This window comes from Streptomyces sp. DSM 40750 (assembly GCF_024612035.1).
Lineage (GTDB): Bacteria > Actinomycetota > Actinomycetes > Streptomycetales > Streptomycetaceae > Streptomyces.
Genome location: NZ_CP102513.1, coordinates 9,805,349 through 9,823,375 on the forward strand (window position 1 = coordinate 9,805,349; position 18,027 = coordinate 9,823,375).

An 18,027-nucleotide genomic window follows, 5' to 3' on the forward strand; every position below is an offset into this window, starting at 1 on the left:
CGCCGCGGGTGATCAGGGAAACGGCAGCGCGATGACGGTGACAGAGGACGGCCCGGCGACCACGGACGAGGTCGCGTACGGCCCCGGAATCGACCCCGAGCGGCTCGCCGTGTGCCTCAGCGTGCTGGAGGAACTGGACAAGCTGGAGGTCGACCACCCCGACGCGATCGCGGTGCGCCGCGCGACGGCCGGTGTCTACCGCACGGTGAAGCAGCGCCGCCGCCAGGAACGCCGCGCCGCCAAGACCGCGCACGACAAGGCGGTCACGGAGGCCACGGCGACCGGCTCCGCCCAGCGCATCGACGACGAGACGGAGGGCATCCTGCCGTCGTCCGTCACCGAGGAGGGGAAGGTCGCGGGGATACTCCAGCGCCCGCGCTCCTGCTACACCTGCAAGACGCGGTACGTGGCAGTCGACTACTTCTACCACCAGCTCTGTCCCGACTGCGCCGACCTGAACCGCGGCAAGCGCGACGTCCACGCCGACCTCACCGGCAAGCGAGCCCTGCTCACCGGCGGCCGCGCCAAGATCGGCATGTACATCGCCCTGCGGCTGCTGCGCGACGGCGCGCACACCACCATCACCACCCGCTTCCCGAAGGACGCCATCCGCCGCTTCAAGGCCATGGACGACTCGGCGGACTGGATGCACCGCCTGGAGGTCGTCGGTATCGACCTGCGCGACCCGGCGCAGGCCGTCGCCCTCGCCGACCAGGTCGCCGAGGCGGGCCCCCTCGACATCCTCATCAACAACGCGACCCAGACCGTACGCCGCCTGCCCTCCGCCTACGCCGCCCTGGTCGAGGGCGAGAGCGCCCCGCTGCCCGCCGGTGAGCTCCCCGCGCACCAGGTCATCGGCGCCTTCAACTCCGGGGCCGTGGACGGCTTGACCGCGCTGCCCGTCGGCATCAGCGGTCTCGACGCCCAGCAGGTCGCCGACCTCGCCCTGGTCGCGGGCAACGCCAGCGTCGCCCGGCACCTCGACGGCACCGCCATCGACGCGGGCGGCCTCGTCCCCGACGTCGTGGACAGCAACACCTGGGTGCAGACGATCGAGCAGATCTCCCCGGTGGAACTCCTCGAGACCCAGCTGTGCAACTACACGGCACCGTTCATCCTGATCAGCAAGCTCCGCCCGGTCATGGCCGACGCAGCCAGGAAGGCGACCAGCGGACGCGCGTACGTCGTCAACGTCTCGGCGATGGAGGGCGTCTTCGGCCGCGGCTACAAGGGCGCGGGCCACCCGAACACGAACGCCGCCAAGGCCGCGATGAACATGGTGACGCGGACCAGCGCCCAGGAGATGTTCCAGACCGACGGCATCCTCATGACCTCGGTCGACACGGGCTGGATCACCGACGAGCGCCCCCACTTCGACAAGCTGCGCCTCGCCGACGAGGGCTTCCACGCCCCGCTCGACCTCGTCGACGGCGCGGCCCGCGTCTACGACCCCGTCGTGCGCGGCGAGCAGGGCGAGGACCTGTACGGCGTCTTCCTGAAGGACTACGCGCCCGGCAAGTGGTGAGACGCCCTCGCCCGGTCCGACACCAGCTCCAGCACCGTCCGCCAGTCCTCCAGGACCCCCGCGTCCAGGCCGGGGGTCCAGCCCGCCTCGTCCGCGTGCCGCAGGGCCAGCACGTCCTCGACGAGCGTCGCGTCGGCCCATCCGCCCGCGTGCAGGCGCACGAGATCGTCCGGGCCGAGGGCGTGCAGGCGTACGAGACGGGCGACCCGCTCGCCGAGCAGCGGGCGTACCGTGTCGGCGGCCAGGTCGGCGTGGCTGGTGTCATCACCCGGACGGAGCAGATGTCCGATGGCGTGCACCAGGCCAGCCACCTGCAGCTCCTTGTCGGCCGGCCGCCCACGGCGCAACAGCGCGGCGGTCTGCAGCGCGTGCTCGTGCGCATCGACCGGGGTGCCCCGGCGGCGGTCCGGCGCCTCCCTGCCGCCGCGCCAGGCGTGCAGCAGATCCATCAGCTCCTCGACGCTGCGCAGTTCCATGCGTCGTTCCTCCCGAGTCCGCCCGCGAGAAATGCCGTTGCGACACCTGAGCAGATCATGGTCGGCTTGCGATTCGGCCAACGGGACCTGAACTACGTGCCGAGGGCAGCGATCCGATGGGTCGTCGGCCCGGTGCGAGGGGCGAGTGCTGAGCCGAACGAGTGATGAGAAAACCGAACAAATGGGCCAAATTTCCTCAGGGTGCGGCCTGCTGGGCGCTGAACGACTCAAGACAGTTACCTCTTGTTTTCAGCCCCATCGAGCGGCGGCCCGCTCATTTGGTTACTCTGTACCGGACGGACAGCCGTATTTGGGTCCCACCCACACCCACGGTCCGTCCCGGGACAAGCCGGTCACCACGGCCTGCTCTCACATCCAGGAACACCGGCGCCACCGCGTCCGAACTGACATCGACTCAGACCCGAGCGGACGTCAGGCGTACAGCGGCAGGCTGGGCCGACGTCCCGAGGGTGACCCGACACATAAGGAGTGCGCGGTGACACCAGAGAAGACGAATCGCGATCAGCGCCCCAAGGAACGCACGGAGAGCGGCGGCCGGTCGAAGAAGGAGCTCGGCAGCCTGGACGTGTGGGCCAGGTCCGCTCCGATCCGACTGGCGGGCTACGAGGACGACCTCGCCGAGCCCCACATCCTGCCCAGCGTGGACTGACCGGCAGGACCTTCGCGATCGCCAGCCGCATGGGCGTGCCGGCCGCACGCCCATGCGGATCACAGAAGTCACCGCCGACGGCCGGCCTGGATCCTCCGACGTGGCCAGGGCTTGTCATTCGGATCCGGCCTGGGCCGGCCATCAGGAACCGCAGCCCGAAGTCGGCACGATCCCAACGACACCCCCTAGTCGATCGGTGCCGTCCGCCGCCAGGGCCGCAGCTCCTCCAGCCGGCCCGCCACCGCCAGGAGTTCGAGCTCGGAGCCCGGGCGGCCGACCAACTGCACCGCGCAGGGCGCGCCCGACGGAAGCGTGCCGAAGGGCACGGACATCGCCGGCCAGCCCGTGAGATTCCACGGCGGGGTCAGCGGCGAGTAGTTGGTGTTCACCAGCAGATTGCGCAGCCATCCACGCTCGTGCCAGTTCGCGGCGGCGGGCCCGCGCCGGGCGAGAGCCGGGGTGAGCAGCACGTCGTGCTCCGCGAAGAACGGCTCAAGGCGCCGCCGCAGTTGCTCCCGGCGGTCGCCCGCCCGGACCCCCTTCACGAAGCGCCGCCCCACGGCCGCGTGCACCCGCGTGCGCCGGGTGAGCAGCTTCGGATCGAGGCCCTCGGCGTCCACCGCGGTGCCCGCCGTCCAGTGCGCCAGCGACGTCGTGCCCAGCCAGACGGGATACGGCGGATCGGCCGGCCGGACCCGATGCCCCGCCCCGGCCAGCAACTCGGCGGCTTGTCGCGCGGCATCGGCGTACGGGCGGGTGACGGTCACGCCGACCAGGGGGCTGCGTACGGAGAGGGCGATGCCGGGGGTGGGCGGGGCGGTCTCGGACGGTCGTCCGGTCTCCCTTCCCGCCAGGACCTGGAACATCAGCCGGGCGTCCTCGACCGTCGTCGCGAGCGGGCCGTTCTCGGACATGCCGAACCAGTCGCCGTGCCCGATGTCGGCCGGGACGACACCGAAGCCCGGCTTGAGGCCCAGCAGACCGCAGTTGGCGGCCGGTATGCGCAGCGAGCCCATCCCGTCGTTGCCCAGGGCCAGCGGCACCAGTCCGGCGGCGACCGCGGCGGCGCTGCCGCCCGACGAACCGCCGGTCGTGCGCGAGGTGTCCCACGGGTTGCGGGCGGTGCCGTGCACCCCGTCCGTGGTGCCGAAGACACAGAGTTCGGGCACGTTCGTGAGCCCGACGACCACCGCGCCGGCCGCCCGCAGCCGGGCCACCGTCACATGGTCGTCCTCGGCCGCCGTGTCCGGTGTCGCGACGGACCCGTTCCGGGTGGACTCACCCCGCACGGCGAGGTTGTCCTTGACCGCCACCGGCACGCCCGCCAGCGGGAGTTCGGCCAGGTCGGCCCGGCCGGCCACCTCGTCGGCCTCCGCCAGGGCCGCCTTCGTCCGGACCTTGCGGAACGCCCCGACCCGCCCGTCCAGCGCCTCGATCCGCGCCAGATGCTCCGCCACCACCTCACGCGGAGTGACCCGCCTCTCCCGAACGGCGGCGGCTGTCTCGACGGCGGTCCGGCCGACCCAACTGGTCACGGGCGCTCCTGGCGATGTCGTGCGCGTCGGTGTCGTACGCGACAAAGGGGCGTACTCGTGAGTAATGGTCGAGTACGAGGAGCACTGTGCCCTGCGGGACGGCCCCGCGTCGAGAGGCCGCGGTGAAGAACCCCGGCTACGGCCGCCCCGCTACGACTTCCGCGCGGGCGACCTGGCCAGCCGCGTCGGCGGCATGAACTCCCGTACGTACGTCCGCTCCCAGCAGGCCCCCGTCTCCCGCAGCTCGCGCCAGGTCGTGTACCGGTAGCGGAAGAGGCGGGCACGGACGAACCGGGGCGGGGCGTCGGCGGGGAAGGGGGAGCGGCGGAGCAGCCGGAGCGTGTCGCGGTCGTTCTCCAGGAGGCGCTCCACCATGGCCCCGAACCAGGAACCGGCGTACGCGGGGGAGAGTGCGGCGAACCACATCAGCCAGTCGAGCCGCAGGTGGTACGGGGCGAACTGGCGTGGCCAGCGCCTCGGATCACCCGGCTTGCCCTTGAACTCGTACTCCCGCCACTCCGAGTCCTCGCGCGGCACGTCGTCCGCCGTCCCCTCGACCACCACCTCGTACCGAACCCGGCTGACGCTGCCGAACGCCCCGTAGGTGTTGACCAGATGGACCGGGTCGAAGGAGCGGTTCATGACCTGGCGGCGGGAGATCATGTTGCGGACCGGGTGGTAGCTGAGCCAGAGGACCAGCGCGGTGACGGCGAGCACGACGACCGTGTACCAGAGGGGCGCGTCGGGGGTGTCCGGTGCGGTCGTCCCGAAGTCGACGGCGGACAGGGCCAGCACGATCGTGATCCAGTTCAGCCAGGAGAAGTTGCCCGACAGCACCAGCCACAGCTGGGTCAGGATCATCAGGGAGGCGGCGGCCGTGGCGATCGGCTGCGGGGTGAACAGCAGGAAAGGGACCACGAGCTGGGTGAAGTGGTTGGCGGCCACCTCGGCCCGGTGGAACGGCTTGGGGAGGTGGTGGAAGAACCAGCTCAGCGGGCCCGGCATCGGCTGGGTCTCGTGGTGGTGGTCGAGGCAGGTCAGCTTCCGCCAGCACTCATCGCCGCGCATCTTGATCAGCCCGGCGCCGAACTCGACCCGGAACAGCACCCAGCGCAGCAGGAACAGCACGACGATCGGCGGCGCCACCTCGTCGTTGCCGAGGAAGACGGCCAGGAAGCCGACCTCCAGCAGCAGCGACTCCCAGCCGAACGAGTACCAGGTCTGACCCACGTTCACGATCGACAGGTACATCGCCCACGGCACCAGCCACAGCAGCATGCCGGCCCAGAGGGGCAGCAGCGAGTCGAGGCCCGCGAGGAGCGCCACCGACACCGCGCAGCCCGTCCAGGCCCACGCCGCGAACAAACGGTCCGAGTAGTGGAGGTGGAACACGCTCGGCGCGTGCCGGAACGGCACCCGTTCGACGAACCGGGGCACGGGCAGCATGCCGCGCGAACCGAGCAGCGCGCGGAACTGCAGGGCCGCCCCCAGAAAGGCGACCAGATAGATGGCGGCAAGGGCCCGCTGGAAGAGCAGCCGGCTCAGCCAGTAGTCGGGTGCGGTGAACCACTCCATGGCTCTCGCGCTCCTGGATCGCGCGCCGGGACAGGGGCAGTACTGACAATAGTGAGCGGAATCGCGCGTCACCCCTCCACTCGAATAATCGGGCAATTGCTGGCAAAGTAGCCCCATGGTTGATCGGGGAGCGAGCGAATCGGAAGTCCCGGACGACTGGCTCGCCCACCCGGACCCGGTCCTGGCGCTCAACCGCATGGGCACCTTCGACTGGGACCTCGACGCCGGTGCGTTCCATATGGACGCGACGGCCCACGAGATCTTCGACGTGCGCCCGGACGAGTACGACGGCAACCCCGAGAGCCTGTCGGTACGGGTGCCCCCGATGGAGGGCCGCAGACTCGACACCTTGGTCTCGCAGGCCCTCAAGGACGGCAGCGAGAACTACGGCGCCTACTTCCGCATCCGGCTGCGCGACGGCACCCTGCGCTGGACCCACGCCCAGGGCTACATCCGCCGCGACGGGACGGGCCGTCCGTACCGTGTCATCGGCATCGTCCGCGACGCCACCAGTGAACTGCGCGAGATCCGCGCCCGCACCGAGCGGGCCGCGCACGACGAGGCCCGCCGCAGACGGACCAACGTCGTCCAGGTCATCACGGCCGCCCTGGCCCACGCCCGGACCGTCCAGGACGTGATCGACGTCCTGGAGGACACCGACGGCCTCACCCACCTCGGCGCGACGAGCCTGGTGATGGGCCTGGTGGAGGCCGGCCGCGTCCGCATGGTCGCCGCCGGCCCCAAGGACAGCTATGTGCCCGGCACGCGGATCACCCGCCTCGACGTGAAGTACCCGATGAACGAGGTCGTACGGCAGCTCGTACCGCACTTCATCGAGTCCCCGGAGGAGTTCGCCGAGTCGTATCCGCTGCTGTGGCCGCACATCACCGACCTCAAGATCACCTCGGCCGCCTACCTGCCGCTGATCGTGCAGGCCCGGCCCATCGGCGCGATGGGGCTGCTCTACAACGACCGACGCGGCTTCACCCGCGAGGAGCGCGACGTCCTCGTCGCGCTCGGCAGCAGCATCGCCCAGAGCCTGCAGCGGGCCATGTTCTACGAGCAGGAGAAGGACCTCGCCGAGGGCCTCCAGCAGGCGATGTTGCCCCGGTCCATCCCCAGCTTCCCCGGCGCCGACATCGCCGTCCGCTACCGGGCCGCCTCGATCGGGGGGTCGCTCGGCCGGGACATCGGCGGCGACTGGTACGACCTCATCCCGCTCCCCGGCGGCCGGATCGGCGCGGTCATCGGCGACGTCCAGGGCCACGACACGCACGCGGCGGCCGTCATGGGCCAGCTCCGCATCGTCCTCAAGGCCTACGCCGCCGAGGGCCACACTCCGGCCACCGTGATGGCCCGCGCCTCCACCTTCCTCCACGAACTCGACACCGACCGCTTCGCGACCTGCCTGTACGCGGAGACCGACCTGTCGACCGGAGTGGTCCAGGTGGTCCGGGCCGGGCACATAGACCCCCTGATCCGGCACACCGACGGCAGCTGCCACCGGGTCACCGTGGACGGGGGCCTGCCGCTCGGGCTGTCCGCCGAGTTCGGCGGCCTGGAGTACCCGGTGACCGCCGTCGAACTGGACCCCGGCCAGACGCTGCTGCTGTGCACCGACGGGCTCATCGAGGAGCCGGGCGCCGACCTCGACGACGGCATGCGGACGCTGGAGGCGCTGATCGCCACCGGGCCGGACGACGTCGACGACCTCGCCGACCGGCTCATCGACGTGGCGGAGGAAAGAGGCGGTGACGACGATGTGGCCCTGCTTCTGCTGCGGCGCCGCAGCCGTGGTGCCGAGCAGCCGGGCGGACGGCTCCAGCAGCATGTCGGTCCCGGCGACCCGGAGGCGCTCACCGAGGCCCGGCACATGATCGGCGCGGCGGTGCGCACCTGGGGTGCGCGCGATCGGGCCGACGAGATCGAGCTCGTCGCCGACGAGCTGATCACCAACGCGCTCATGCATACGGAGGGCTCCGCGATCGTGACGCTCAGGGCTCTGACCGGGTCCGATCGGCGGTTGCGGGTCGAGGTGGAGGACTCGTCCAGCGCGTTGCCGCGGCGGCGGGAGGCGGGGGAGTCGGGAGTGTCCGGGAGGGGGCTGCTGCTCGTCGACCGGCTGACGGATGTGTGGGGGGTCGAGGCGCGGGGCGGGGGGAAGTGTGTGTGGTGCGAGTTCGTGTTTCTGTGAGGGCGCCTGATGGCTCGGGGCGCGCTGGTCGGGCCGTGCGGGTGGTGTGTGGTTGCTCGCGCAGTTCCCCGCGCCCCTGGAAAACCGTGCTTCTGAGGGGCGCGGGAAAGTGCGCGACCAGCCCTCACGCACCCGCACCACCCACCGGCCGGAGGCACCCCGTGGCACTCTGGACGTATGCCTGAATTGCCCGAAGTCGAAGCGCTCCGGGACTTCCTGGTCGGCAGTCTCGTCGGCCACGAGGTCGTCCGCGTGCTGCCGGTGGCGATCAGTGTGCTGAAGACGTACGACCCGCCGGTCACCGCATGGGAGGGGCGGGTGGTCACAGGTGTACGGCGGTACGGGAAGTTCCTGGACATCGAGGCGGACGGCGGGAAACTGCACCTCGTGACCCATCTTGCCCGGGCCGGGTGGCTGCACTGGAAGGACCGGCTGCCGGACGGTCCGCCGAAGCCGGGCGGCAAGAGCCCGCTGGCGCTACGGGTCGCCCTGGAGAACGGGGAGGGCTTCGACCTCACCGAGGCAGGAACGCAGAAGCGCCTGTCCGTCTACGTCGTACGGGACCCGGCGGAGGTCCCGGGAATCGCCCGGCTCGGTCCGGACCCTCTCGCCGACGACTTCGACGTGACCCGCTTCGCCGGGCTGCTCGCGGGCGAGCGGCGGCAGATCAAGGGCGCGTTGCGGGACCAGAGCCTGATCGCGGGGATCGGGAACGCGTACAGCGACGAGATCCTGCACGCCGCGAAGATGTCGCCCTTCAAACTGGCCTCGTCGCTGAAGCCGGAGGAGACCCGGCATCTCCACCAGGCGCTGCGCGCTACGCTGACCGAGGCCGTCGAGCGCTCCCGGGGGCTCGCGGCAGGGAGGCTGAAGGCGGAGAAGAAGAGCGGGCTCCGTGTCCACGGCCGGACCGGGGAGCCCTGCCCGGTGTGCGGTGACACCGTCCGCGAGGTCTCCTTCAGCGACTCCTCGCTGCAGTACTGCCCGACCTGCCAGACGGGCGGCAAGCCACTCGCCGACCGGCGGCTGTCACGGTTGCTCAAGTAGCGCGTGCTCAAGTAGTGCTCAAGTACGCGCCGACGGCGGCTCGGGACCGCTGAGACAGCCCGTGAATCGGAGCCGTCCATGATCCGCAACCATTGAAGGTACGGACCAATTGGCGGACCGATCCGGCGGACCGATTCAGCGCCAGGCCGGGGCCTTGAGGGTCACGAGCAGCTCGCCCTCCTGGCTGCGGACCTCGAAGTGGCTGATGTCCTCGCGCTGCATGGCGGTGCCGCCCATCATCGTGGAGGCTTTGTCGGCACCTTCGGGGGACTTCCAGTTGGCGGCCGTCTCTTCGGAGCCGTCCTTGCCGATCGCGACGAGCCGGCAGGCGTGCGCGCCGTCCGCCTCCTTGACCTTCAGTTCGATGTCGGCGCCCCAGACCCGGTCCGCGGCCTTGACCTCGGCCCACACGCCCGTCTTGGCGTCGGTGGCGGCGACCGTGTCCGGCGGCTCACCCGGACCTGCGAGAACGGCGACGGCGGGGCCGCCCACGGCGATGACCACGGACGCGGCCAGCGCGAACAGCCAGCGCCTGCGCTTCGCCCGGTGCCGGGCGGCCACCTCGTCGAGCAGCCGGCCCAGCAGTCGGGGACCGGGCGCCGCGAAGGGGTGCACGGCCCGCGGGGTCGCGTTGCGGTACAGCATCAGCTGCCGGGCTGCTGGACGGAACTCGGTGACCTGTACCGCGCACTGGGGGCAGCCGCGGACATGGTCCTCGAAGTGGAACGAATCCACCTCGTCCAGCACGCCCAGCGCGTACGCGCCGACGTCGTGATGACGATCCTGGGACCACATGGCGATTCCTCGGGCCGGTGTGCGGTGGGGGTTGCTTCCTGCCCCCACCGGTACGGACCAGACCGGCGAATCACTCAAGCCCACGACCAATGCCAACCAAAAGATTCGGAGCCCTCCGCCGCGCGGATTGGTCCGGGACCGAAAAATATGGTTCGCCCGGGCCGGAACAGGTGGATGGCCGACACCTGAACGCAAGGTCGCCGGGGCTAGAAGAGATGGATCGCCAGATGTCCGAGCGGCAGACCGAGCCGCCAGGCCGGAGTCCAGACCTTTGGGCCGTCGTCCTCACCGAAGACCGCGCCCCCGCCCGGGACCGCGTCCAGGTCGGGAGCGAGCAGCTCGGTCTCCTCCAGCCACCGCCAGGCCGCGGCCGCCAGCTCCAGGTCCGGTGACGGGCCGCCGACCTCCAGCGCCTCGGCGGTGAAGTGCGCCATGCGCTCGCACACCCAGTCCTGCCACGGCTGGTCGTACGCCGTCAGCGACAGCCAGGTCTCCAGCTGGGTGACGACCCGGATGCCGGAGAGCTCACCGCCCGCGTCCGAGAGGAAGATGGTCAGCGCCAGGGCGTCCCGCCCCGCACGGAACTCGAAGGACGTCGGCGGCATCAGGTCGCCCGTCCGCAGCAGCTCCTCGGCGATGTACTCGGCGTAGAACCACGCCATCGGCACGGCCAGTTCGCCGCCTCCGGCGCCGTCCGTGCTCTCTTGACCTCTGTGCAGCATCCCTTCCTGCCTTCCTCCGGTGCGTGCGCGTCGCCCGACCCCGGGCCTGGAGACCAAGTCCCAGGCCCTCATCCGGAACACGGATGAAGACAGCTGATTGCTCAACCGGGGTCCTCAGCAAGGCGCTTTACGGAGGTTTGACTCGGCCATGGGTTTCACCGCAGGTCGGCCGCGTATCCCGGAAGCACCCGGCGCAGGGCGCGCAGCGCGTAGTACGCGCGCGACTTCACCGTACCGGGCGGGATTCCCAGGGCTTCGGCGGCTTCCGCCACACTCGCCCCCTGGAAGTACACCTGCACCAGTACTTCGCGGTGCTCGGGAGTGAGTGTCTTCACAGCTTGGCGCACATCGAGGGTCGCCACCGACCGTTCGGCGTGATCGGCCATCACGCGGGCGTTCTCCAGCACCGCGTCCCCCACTTCGGCGGGGCGCGCCTGCCGGGCCCGCCGAGCGTCTATGGCGAGCCGCCGCCCGACGGTGAGCAGCCAGGGGCGTACGGAGTCGAAGTCGTCGGCGCGCAGCGCCTCGGGGTGTTGCCAGGCGCGCACGAAGGTCTCCTGCACCAGGTCCTCGGCGCGATGGCGGTCCCCGTCGGAGAGTCGCAGCAGCAGGGCGAAGAGGGGGCGGCCGTGTTCGCGCTGGAGCTCGGCCAGCTCGTGTTCGGCGGTCGTCCCGTTGGTGATCGTGGTTCCGGCCGTCATGGCCGTATGGGAACGCGGGGCGCTTCGCGTGGACAGGGGCCGGTCACGGGTGTGCGGCGGGCGGTCGAACCTGTCGGCGAACGGTGCGACGAACGGTCTGCCGGTGTCTCGGGGCTCCGCCCCCGGACCCCCGTATCGGCCGTCGGCCTCGTCCTCGAACGCCGGACGGGTTAATTACGCATCCGTGCGCCGGTATGCCTACTTGACTGCTCTGTGCCCTTGTATGTGGATTCATACCGACTCGTAATTAAATACGACCACAACGGGGTGCTCATCGATGACCGCATACCGGCGACCCACCGTCGCGGCTCTCGCCGTTCTCCTCCTCACGGCCGCCTGCCAGTACCAAGGCTCGCCCTCTCGCCCCGGGCCATCGGCCCCTGCCGGAGACCCCCGCGCCTTCACCCTCGTCGCCTCCGGTGACGTCCTCCCGCACATGTCGATCATCGAGAAGGCATACACGGACGCGGGTGGCGACGGCTATGACTTCAGGCCGATGCTCGCGGGTGTGAAACCCGTGGTGTCCGAGGCGGATCTGGCGATCTGCCATATGGAGACGGTGTACGGGGCGGACGGGAACTACAGCGGATACCCCACGTTCAAGTCGCCGCCGCAGGTGGCGGACGGGCTCGCCGCCACCGGGTACGACGCGTGCTCCACCGCCTCCAACCACACGCTCGACGACGGCGCGGCCGGTATCCATCGCACGCTGGACGCGCTCGATCGCGCCGGAGTGCGGCACGCGGGATCGGCGCGCACGGCGGAGGAGGCGCAGAGTCCGACGTTGATGCGGGTCAGGGGCGCGCAGGTGGCGCATCTGGCGTACACGTACGGGACGAACGGCATTGCGCTTCCGGAGGACCGGCCCTGGGCCGTGAACCTGATCGACCGCGAGCGGATCGCCGCGGACGCGCGGGCCGCCCGGCAGGCGGGCGCGGACGTCGTGGTCGTGTCGCTGCACTGGGGGACCGAGTGGCAGGACGCGCCGGACGCCCAACAGCTGAGCCTCGCGGAGGAGCTCACCGCGGCGGCCACCGACGGGCGGCCCGACATCGACCTGATCCTCGGCACGCACGCCCATGTCCCGCAGGCGTACGAGAAGGTCAACGGGACCTGGGTCGTCTACGGGATGGGCGACCAGATCGCGGGGACCATGTACAACCACTCGGGGACAGTGGACCCGCGCGGCAACCAGGGCACCCTGGCCCGCTTCACCTTCGCCCCGGCCACGCGCGAGGGCGGCCGGTGGACGGTGAAGAAGGCCGAGTTCGTGCCGCAGTGGTTCGACGTCGGCTCGGGGCGGGTCGTCGACCTCAACTCCGCGATCGCGTCCGGGGCGGGGGCGGATGTCACCTCCGTACGCGACCGTATCCGGGGCGTAGTCCTCAGCCGGGGCGCGGCGCAGGACGGCTTGGTCATGGGGCGGTAGACATCGTGCACGCTCCCCGGTCCGGGCTACGGCACGACCGTCACCGGCCAGCGGCCCGCCTTCACCAGGCGGAGCGCCACCGAGCCGACGAAGCGGTGGCCGGCCTGCTGGGAGGCGCCCACCACCACCGCGTCCGCCTTCAGCTGGTCCGCCGCGGTCGCGAGGCCGTTGTACGGGTCGCCGCGGAAGGTGTGGAACTCCCAGCGCACCTCGAAGATGCCCTTCACCTGCTCGGCGGCCTCCCGGATCTCCGCGACGAGGTGCGCGGCGATCTCATCGGTCGTCCCGGCCACCGGCACCCCGAGCGCCGCACTGGCCGCCAGGAGCGGCTGCACGTACACGATGGCGAGCAGCGCGTGCTGGCGGCGGGCGAGGCCGGCCGCGTAGGCCACGGCGCGCAGGGAGGAGTCGGAGCCGTCCAGTCCGACGAGGACGACCCTGGGTCCGTCGGTGCCCCGTTCGAAGCGCTGTGCTTGCTGATCGCTCACGGTCGCGAGGCTATCCGAGCGCACGGGCCCCGGCGTGCGCCGGGCGGTCACCGAGGGCGCGGAAAACTACTCCCATCGGGTGTTTTCATGCCGCCGCACCGGTGTCGTGGTGGTGCGTCGTTCCCGAATTGGTCGACTGATGAGTCATGACGAAGGATCAGAGGTTCACACGACGGCGCCTGTTGTTCGGCGGCGCCGCCCTGTTGGGTGCGGCCGGTTCCGCGGGCACCGCCGCTCTGCTCGTCGGAGACGGGGCGTCCGGTCCGGCACCGACCCGCGCCGTCGCCCCGGCCGCCGGTCCGAGGGCCCGCCGGGGGCTCAAGCCCTCCGCGTACCGTCTTGAGCCCATCGCCGGGTACGGCCCGCCCACCCGGCGCCGCACCCTGGTCCGGGCCGCCGTCCGGCGTGAGCCGTTCCTGAGGGTGGACGGGCGCGGCCGGAGCATGGTGCTGACCTTCGACGACGGGCCCGATCCGCGCTACACCCCGGACATCCTGCGCATCCTCCGCGACCACGACGTCCGGGCGACGTTCTTCGTGTGCGGCGGGATGGCGGTCCAGCACAAGGACCTGCTGCGGGAGATGGCCCACCACGGTCATGTGGTCGGCAACCACACCTGGTCCCATCCGCTGCTCACCACCCTTTCCCGGTCCAGGATCCATGCGGAGATGGCCCGTACCTCCGAGATCATCGAGAAGGCGTACGGCGAACCGCCGCTGTGGTTCCGTGCCCCGTACGGCGTCTGGAACCGGGCCGCGTTCCAACTCGGCGCCGAACTCGGCATGGAGCCGCTCGGCTGGACCGTGGACACCCTCGACTGGCGGGCCCCGGGGGCGCGCACCATCGCCGAGCGGGTGGAGAAGGGCGCGGGCCCCGGTGTCGTCGTGCTCTCCCACGACGCGGGCGGCGACCGCTCGCAGAGCGTACGGGCGCTGCGCGACTATCTTCCCGCTCTGCTGGACTCCGGCTATCGCATCACCGTGCCGCGGCGGAAATACACATAGTGCCGGTGGGCCTTCGCCCGCCCGGCCGGGGAACGCTCAGCGAACCTCGACCAGGCGGGCGAAGACGACGACGTTCCCGTCGTAGCCGTTCTGCTTGGAGAAACCACCCCCGCAGGTGATGACCCGCAATTCGGGAATTCCGCTGTTCCCGTAGACCCGGTCACCCGGGAAATTGTTCTTCTCGAAGACCTCGATGCCGTAGATCTCGAACACGGCGGTCTTTCTGTCCGCACGCAGGATCTCGACCTTGCTGCCTTTCTTCAGCGCCCCGAGTCCGTAGAACACCGCGGGCCCCTGATCGTTGTCGACATGGCCGACGACGACGGCCGTGCCCTTCTCGCCGGGGGAGACCGCGCCGGTGAACCAGCCCGCGAGGTTCTTGTCGTGGGCCGGCGGCGCGTCCACCCAGCCCTCCGCGTCCAGCCCGACGGCCACAGCGGGCGCGTCGACCTGGATCGAGGGGATCCGCACCCGGTCGACCATGGCGTACGGCAGCGGGTCGGGGACATGGGCGAAGGTGCCGTGGGGTGTGCTGCGGGTGTCGGCGGCCGCCGCCGACGCGGGCTGCGGTGGCCCCACGTCGAACTCCCCCGAACCGTTCCGGATGAGGGCGAGGCCGGTCAGCAGAACAAGCGCTATCACGCCCCACGGAGCGCGCTTCTGCCGTCGCTCCTCCCATTCGGCCTCGGCCGGTCCGGACGAAAACATTCGCCATCCCCTCTCGACACGGCCGTCGCCGCATCCGTCGCGCATACGACAAACGCTAAGCGTGCCGCACGGCGACGGCGACGGGGCAGGTGCGAACGGGTGGCGGTGACGAGGGGTTCTGCGCCATCCGAGTTGCCGCCCACCAGAATTTTCTGACGGTCCATGACCTGCGGCGATATCCGATCATACGGAGATATCCCGGCGTGTCCGCTCACCAGGACGGACCAGCGCCGAAATGCGGGCCCGCGCACGGCAACTGAGGGTCTTTCTGGGAGGCGCTTTCTCGCCGATCGACCGGGGACGGGTCCCGGGGCGTCTTCCGCGGAGGATCACATGCGTACTACTCGTGCCCTGGCGGCCTCGGCCGCCGCGGTCGCCCTGGTCGGCCTCGCCGCGCCTTCGGCCGCCGCCTGGGACCAACCGAGCTCGGTCACGGCTGCCCCCAGCGCCATCGCCCGTGGTGGGCAGCTCGTCCTCACCGTCAGCGGCGGTGACGCGTGCACGATGACCGGCAGCACGATCAGCTCGAACGCCTTCCCCACCACCAACCTCACCTCCATGGGCGGCACGACCGCCACGGCCACGGTCCGGGTCAACTCCAACGCCGGCCCCGGCTCGTACAGCGTCACCACCCACTGTGAGGGCAAGCGCAAGACGTTCAACGGCGTCTTCACCGTGATCGGCGGCGTCCGCGGCGGTCTCGGCGGCAGCAACTCCACCGGGGCCACGCCGACCGACATCGCGATCGGCGGGGGACTGGTGACCGCGGCGGTCGTCGGCGGTGGGGTGTTCTGGATGCGCCGCCGCTCCGAGAACAAGATCTGAGCCCGCCCCCTTCGGAGCACGGATCGTACGCAGCACAGCCCTTCGCCCCGGGTACCCGAGAGGGTCCGGGGCGAAGGGCTGTGGACGTTGCTGTGGACGGTGGAGCGAGGAACGGCGGTCAGGTGTGGTCGCCGTCCTCGGTGCGGCGGCGCGACCAGTGCCATGCCACGGCCAGCGAACCCGCGACGAGCGCGGCGCCGAGGCCGATCTCCTGGAGGTCGAAGCCCGCGACGGTGCCGCCGGCCCCGGCGTGGGAGCCCCCGCTGGGGTGGTGGGTCGGGTGGTGGGTCGGGTGACCGGCGGCGATGGTGAGGTCGGTCTGGCCGCTCTCGTTGCCGCACTGGAACGTCACCTCGTACACCGCGCCGGGCTTGGCGTCCCAGTCGACGGTGGCCTTGGCCGAGGACTGGCCCTTGGGAATGGTGACGGTGTCGAAGACGCCCGACGAGACGGTCGTCCTGTCGTGGCAGCCGTCGACGCGAAGGGTCACCTGCCCGCCGGCGTCGATCGTCGAGGGCAGAACGCTGAAGCCGAACGACGTGATGTCGCCGGCCCGGGCCGCGTGTGCGGCGGGAACGGTGAGGGAAAGGGCGGTCACGCCCAGCAGAGCGGCCGAAGCGACACGTATCGCGCGCATGGATGAGCCTCCGGGTCCCCGAGGAGCCTGCTGCGGACCTTTTCCGCCTGCGCCTGAAATGCACCTCGATGACCGAAACGCTAGGAAGGCGCGCTCAGTGGCGCGATCGCAGTCGCGCGAATGGGGCAAGCGTTGCTCCGCACAGGGGCAATCGTTGCTCCGCACGGGGGACCGGCATGCGTACGGCCGGGGGACGGGCGCGGCGTGGCACCCGTCCCCCGGCCGTGTCACCGGGATGAGGGACCGTCACCCGCGCACGTTCGGGAACAGGGTCAGGAACGGGTCCGCTGTGGCCGAGAGTCCCCGGCTGTAGGGCGCGTCGAAGTCCCAGACGAGGAACAGCAGGAACGCGATGAGGGCGGAGAACAGACCGGCGAGGATCAGCTCGCGCGCCGTACGCCGGATCTGCAGGGCGAACACCATGCCGACCGTCACGACGGCGCCGATGATCAGGCCGAACCACACCACACCGGGCATCGTCTCGCCGGTGGAGTCCGCGCGGCTGCCGCGCGCGGCGTCGGCCGTCGCCACCTGGTCGAGCAGCGGCTGGTAGGACTGCGCCTCGAAGTCGTTGCGCGGTTCGTAGTCGGTGACGTCACGGCGGACGGTTGCGAACAGTTCGGTGCCGCGCTCGGTCACCTCGCCCTTCTCGGCCATGGCCTTCCACTCGGTGGTCACCACGTGGCCGACATACGCGTCGATGTCGCCGCGGATGCGGTCGCGCACGTCCTCGGGGTACACCCGCACCCGCTCACTGATCTCGTGCAGGGCCTGCGCCTCCGCCTGGACCTGGTCCTGTGCGGCGCTGCGGGCCTCCCAGACACCGGCGATGGCCAGGCCCAGGACGATGGCGTACACCACGCCGATCATCATGGTGATGTACTCGATGACGTCCGGGGTCTCGGACGGGTCCTCGTCCGCGGGTGCGGCGTGATGCCGGACCACGGCCACGATGAGGACGACGACACAGGCCGCCCCCATCGCGAGGGTGAGAACAAGCCATTCCGACAAGAGGTTCCTCCAGGGGTCAGCGCGGACGCAGGGCGGCGGCGGCGAACACCGCGGGCACGGTGACGAGCAGGGCGAGCGAGACGAGGGACGGACCGGAGCGCTTGGTCTGCGAGCGGGCCGGCGTCCGGTACGGCGGATAGTTCACCGGGGTCGGCGAGGCCTCGGGACGCGGGCTCGGCGTGGGCTTCGGCTTCGGGGCGGGGGGCGGGGCGGGGGCGGGCCGGGGCGCCTCGGTGACAGGCGGTGGCGGTGGCGCGGGCCTCGGGGGCGGCGGAGTGGGCGTCGGCGTCGGCGTCGGTGCGGGGTCGGGTGTGGGGGCGGGCGTGGACGGCGGCGGCTCCGGCGGAGGAGTCGGTGCGGGCGTCGGCTCCGGCGGGCACGTCGGCTCCGGCGGCGGATCGGGTGTGGGGGACGGCGTGGGCGTGGGCGACGGTGTGGTCTCCGGAACCCGTTCGCAGGAGTCGGTGCTCCCGATCGCCACGGCGACCGCGCCGCCGCCGTCCGGCCCGAGAGAGGCGTACGCACAGGCGTCGGCGACCGCCGTGCCGCTCGGCGCTCCGGTGAGGAGCCAGGTGAGGGTGAGCAGGGCCGACAGCCGCAGGGCGAGAACGGATCGGATCCGCTGGGGTCCTTGCACGTCGGAGATCTTCCGTGCTCACCCGCCCGCGTACGCCGGAGCAGTGGA

18 protein-coding genes are annotated in these 18,027 nt (G+C 71.0%); 7 read left to right on the forward strand and 11 right to left on the reverse strand.

Features of this window, described 5'->3' with window-relative positions; genetic code table 11:
- Positions 1-31: 31 nt before the first annotated feature.
- A complete protein-coding gene (locus JIX55_RS42945; RefSeq protein ID WP_257568609.1) occupies positions 32-1,525 on the forward strand; it encodes an SDR family NAD(P)-dependent oxidoreductase in 1,494 nt (497 codons plus the stop codon).
- Here JIX55_RS42945 and JIX55_RS42950 read toward each other — a convergent pair.
- Complete coding sequence (locus JIX55_RS42950; RefSeq protein ID WP_257568610.1) at positions 1,504-2,001, reverse strand: hypothetical protein; 498 nt, start codon at positions 1,999-2,001, stop codon at positions 1,504-1,506. The two genes, JIX55_RS42945 and JIX55_RS42950, sit on opposite strands and share 22 nt — an antisense overlap.
- Positions 2,002-2,497: 496 nt before the next feature.
- Here JIX55_RS42950 and JIX55_RS42955 point away from each other — a divergent pair, with 496 nt between their 5' ends.
- Positions 2,498-2,671 carry a hypothetical protein gene (locus JIX55_RS42955; protein ID WP_257537331.1) on the forward strand — a complete coding sequence of 58 codons (174 nt, stop codon included), beginning with the start codon at positions 2,498-2,500 and terminating at the stop codon, positions 2,669-2,671.
- A gap of 185 nt (positions 2,672-2,856) precedes the next feature.
- On the opposite strand, the gene JIX55_RS42960 is transcribed toward JIX55_RS42955, so the two are convergent.
- Positions 2,857-4,206, reverse strand: coding sequence for an amidase (locus JIX55_RS42960; RefSeq protein WP_257568611.1), 1,350 nt, complete (start codon positions 4,204-4,206; stop codon positions 2,857-2,859).
- A 150-nt stretch (positions 4,207-4,356) separates the two neighbouring features.
- Positions 4,357-5,781 carry a lipase maturation factor family protein gene (locus JIX55_RS42965; RefSeq protein WP_257568612.1) on the reverse strand — a complete coding sequence of 475 codons (1,425 nt, stop codon included), beginning with the start codon at positions 5,779-5,781 and terminating at the stop codon, positions 4,357-4,359.
- A gap of 115 nt (positions 5,782-5,896) precedes the next feature.
- Between JIX55_RS42965 and JIX55_RS42970 the strand changes: the two genes are divergently transcribed.
- Positions 5,897-7,975 (forward strand): SpoIIE family protein phosphatase, encoded by a 2,079-nt coding sequence (locus JIX55_RS42970; RefSeq protein WP_257568614.1) that lies wholly within the window; start codon positions 5,897-5,899, stop codon positions 7,973-7,975.
- 177 nt (positions 7,976-8,152) lie between these two features.
- Entirely contained in the window at positions 8,153-9,022 is an 870-nt protein-coding gene (locus tag JIX55_RS42975; protein ID WP_257568616.1) for an Fpg/Nei family DNA glycosylase, read from the forward strand.
- Between the two features lie 135 nt (positions 9,023-9,157).
- Here JIX55_RS42975 and JIX55_RS42980 read toward each other — a convergent pair whose 3' ends face one another.
- The 3 genes from JIX55_RS42980 to JIX55_RS42990 form a co-directional block, all read right to left on the reverse strand.
- Entirely contained in the window at positions 9,158-9,817 is a 660-nt protein-coding gene (locus JIX55_RS42980) for a hypothetical protein (RefSeq protein ID WP_257568617.1), read from the reverse strand.
- A 206-nt stretch (positions 9,818-10,023) separates the two neighbouring features.
- Positions 10,024-10,539 (reverse strand): hypothetical protein, encoded by a 516-nt coding sequence (locus tag JIX55_RS42985; protein WP_257568618.1) that lies wholly within the window; start codon positions 10,537-10,539, stop codon positions 10,024-10,026.
- 155 nt (positions 10,540-10,694) lie between these two features.
- Complete coding sequence (locus JIX55_RS42990; protein WP_257568619.1) at positions 10,695-11,240, reverse strand: sigma-70 family RNA polymerase sigma factor; 546 nt, start codon at positions 11,238-11,240, stop codon at positions 10,695-10,697.
- A 277-nt stretch (positions 11,241-11,517) separates the two neighbouring features.
- On the opposite strand from JIX55_RS42990, the gene JIX55_RS42995 reads away from it, so the two are divergent.
- Positions 11,518-12,669, forward strand: a complete 1,152-nt coding sequence (locus JIX55_RS42995) for a CapA family protein (RefSeq protein WP_257568620.1) — start codon at positions 11,518-11,520, stop codon at positions 12,667-12,669.
- A gap of 26 nt (positions 12,670-12,695) precedes the next feature.
- Here JIX55_RS42995 and JIX55_RS43000 read toward each other — a convergent pair whose 3' ends face one another.
- Positions 12,696-13,157 carry a universal stress protein gene (locus JIX55_RS43000; protein WP_257568621.1) on the reverse strand — a complete coding sequence of 154 codons (462 nt, stop codon included), beginning with the start codon at positions 13,155-13,157 and terminating at the stop codon, positions 12,696-12,698.
- Positions 13,158-13,303: 146 nt separating this feature from the next.
- Here JIX55_RS43000 and JIX55_RS43005 point away from each other — a divergent pair, with 146 nt between their 5' ends.
- Complete coding sequence (locus tag JIX55_RS43005; protein WP_257568622.1) at positions 13,304-14,161, forward strand: polysaccharide deacetylase family protein; 858 nt, start codon at positions 13,304-13,306, stop codon at positions 14,159-14,161.
- A gap of 36 nt (positions 14,162-14,197) precedes the next feature.
- Here JIX55_RS43005 and JIX55_RS43010 read toward each other — a convergent pair whose 3' ends face one another.
- Positions 14,198-14,869, reverse strand: coding sequence for a class F sortase (locus JIX55_RS43010; protein ID WP_257568623.1), 672 nt, complete (start codon positions 14,867-14,869; stop codon positions 14,198-14,200).
- A 333-nt stretch (positions 14,870-15,202) separates the two neighbouring features.
- Here JIX55_RS43010 and JIX55_RS43015 point away from each other — a divergent pair, with 333 nt between their 5' ends.
- Positions 15,203-15,694 carry a hypothetical protein gene (locus JIX55_RS43015; protein WP_257568624.1) on the forward strand — a complete coding sequence of 164 codons (492 nt, stop codon included), beginning with the start codon at positions 15,203-15,205 and terminating at the stop codon, positions 15,692-15,694.
- 118 nt (positions 15,695-15,812) lie between these two features.
- On the opposite strand, the gene JIX55_RS43020 is transcribed toward JIX55_RS43015, so the two are convergent.
- The 3 genes from JIX55_RS43020 to JIX55_RS43030 all read right to left on the reverse strand — a co-directional run bounded on the left by JIX55_RS43020 (position 15,813) and on the right by JIX55_RS43030 (position 17,979).
- On the reverse strand, positions 15,813-16,331 hold the full coding sequence (locus tag JIX55_RS43020) for a hypothetical protein (protein WP_257568625.1): 519 nt from the start codon (positions 16,329-16,331) through the stop codon (positions 15,813-15,815).
- 246 nt (positions 16,332-16,577) lie between these two features.
- Positions 16,578-17,342, reverse strand: a complete 765-nt coding sequence (locus JIX55_RS43025; RefSeq protein WP_257568626.1) for a bestrophin-like domain — start codon at positions 17,340-17,342, stop codon at positions 16,578-16,580.
- 16 nt (positions 17,343-17,358) lie between these two features.
- The gene (locus JIX55_RS43030) at positions 17,359-17,979 is read right to left on the reverse strand and encodes a hypothetical protein (RefSeq protein ID WP_257568627.1); all 621 of its coding nucleotides are present in this window, start codon (positions 17,977-17,979) and stop codon (positions 17,359-17,361) included.
- Positions 17,980-18,027: the final 48 nt, after the last annotated feature.